The sequence below is a fragment of the Streptomyces sp. E11-3 genome (assembly GCF_046540415.1).
In the GTDB taxonomy this organism is placed as follows: domain Bacteria; phylum Actinomycetota; class Actinomycetes; order Streptomycetales; family Streptomycetaceae; genus Streptomyces.
The window spans coordinates 1-1,948 of record NZ_JAZGRL010000137.1 but is presented as its reverse complement, the minus strand read 5'-3'; the positions used below and the strand labels follow the sequence as shown (position 1 = coordinate 1,948).

Here is a 1,948-nt window from a genome sequence, read left to right as displayed (position 1 = left end):
CGGCTGACGTGGGGCCCGCCGTACGGCCAGGTCACGGCCGAACCCGCGGCGCACGTACGGTGGCTGCTCGACCGCGGGCTCCTGCTGCCGACCGCGCCCGGCACGGTCGTGCTGCCCCGCGAGGCCGCCCTGCACGTGCGCGGCGGACGCGCGCACCGTACGCCGCAGCCGGTGCCGCCCGCCGTGGAGATCAAGGCCGAGTACCGCCCCCAGGTGGTGGACTCCACGGCGGCGGGCCAGGCGTACACGGCGCTCACGACGGTGGAGGAGCTGCTGCGGGAGTGGCACGAGGGCGGCCCCGCGGTGCTCCGGGCCGGCGGCCTCAGCGTGCGCGACCTGAAGCGGACCGCGGTCGCCCTGGACGTGACGGAACCCCTGGCCGCGTTCTGGGTCGAACTCGCCTATGCGGCAGGCCTGCTGGCGTCGGACGGCGAGGTCGACGAGCGGTACGCCCCCACGCCCGCGTACGACGAGTGGCTGGAGCTGCCCCCGGCCGAGCGCTGGGCGTCCCTGGCCGCCGCCTGGCTGGCCGCCACCCGCACCGCCGGTCTGGTGGGCGGCCGCGACACCGCGGTGACCGGCGCGGCGGCGGGCCGTACGCTCTCCGCGCTCGGCCCGCACCTGGACCGCTCGGCCGCACCCGAGGTCCGCCACCGCGTCCTCGCCCTGCTCGCGGACCTCCCCGAGGGCGCGGCCGCGTCCCCCGACTCGGTCCTGGCCAGGCTCGCCTGGGAACGCCCGCTGCGCGCCGGTGCCACCGACGGCGAAACCGACGGCCTGCGCACCCGCATCGCCCGCTGGACCCTCACCGAGGCCGAACTCCTCGGCATCACGGGCCGCGCCGCCCTCGCCACCCACGCCCGCGCCCTCCTGGGCCCGCCAGCCGAACCGCACCACCACCCCTCACCCGCCGAAACCGCCACCGCGGCCGCCACCGCCGCCGCGACCCTCGCCCCGCTGCTCCCCGAGCCCCTGGACCACGTACTCCTCCAGGCCGACCTGACCGCCGTAGCGCCCGGCCCCCTGCGGCGCCCGCTCGCCGAGACACTGAGCGTGCTGGCGGACGTGGAGTCCAAGGGCGGCGCGACGGTCTACCGCTTCACACCGGGATCGGTGCGCCGCGCCCTGGACGCGGGCCAGGCGGCCGCCGATCTGCACGCGTTCCTCGCCGAGCACTCCCGCACGCCCGTCCCCCAGCCGCTCACCTACCTCATCGACGACGTGGCCCGCAGGCACGGCCATCTGCGGATCGGCGCCGCGTCGGCGTACGTACGCTGCGACGACGACGCGATGCTGAACGAGATCATGGCCGACAAGCGCTCCCAGGACCTGCGCCTGCGCCGCCTCGCGCCGACCGTCCTGGCCGCCCAGACGGACCCCGCCACGCTGCTCGAAGGGCTGCGCTCGATGGGGTTCGCGCCCGCGGCCGAGAGCGCGGAGGGCGATGTACTGATCCACCGCGCACACGCCCACCGCACCCCGCACCGCACCGCACCGGCCCCCGTCCCCGAGGGCCCGCCCGTGCCGGACGACACGCTGCTCGGTGCCGCCGTGCGGGCCATCCGCGCCGGTGACCTGGCCTCGACGACGCCCCGCAAGCCCGCGACGGCTCAGGCGGCAGCGGCGGCCGAGGGCGGACTCCCCCGCACCACGTCGGCCGAGACCCTCGCCACCATGCAGGCCGCGGTACTCACCGGCGAGGCGCTCTGGATCGGGTACGTGAACGCCGAGGGCGCCGCGAGCCAGCGCGTGATCGCCCCGGTCCGGGTGGAGGGCGGCTTCGTCACGGCGTACGACCACACGGCGGACGAGGTCCGTACGTACCCCCTGCACCGCATCACCGGAGTGGCGGAACTCGCGGACGACGCGACCTGAAGGCGCGACCAGAAGACGCGACCTGACGCCCCCAGCTGACGACCCGAGCTGAAGCCCGCCCGAGTCCCCCTGC

1 protein-coding gene is annotated in these 1,948 nt (G+C 76.8%); it reads left to right on the top strand.

Annotated features, from left to right (window positions below; translation table 11 throughout):
- Positions 1-1,875 (top strand): helicase-associated domain-containing protein (locus U9R90_RS35870; protein ID WP_411061660.1); only part of this gene is annotated, 1,875 nt, incomplete at its 5' end.
- Positions 1,876-1,948: the final 73 nt, after the last annotated feature.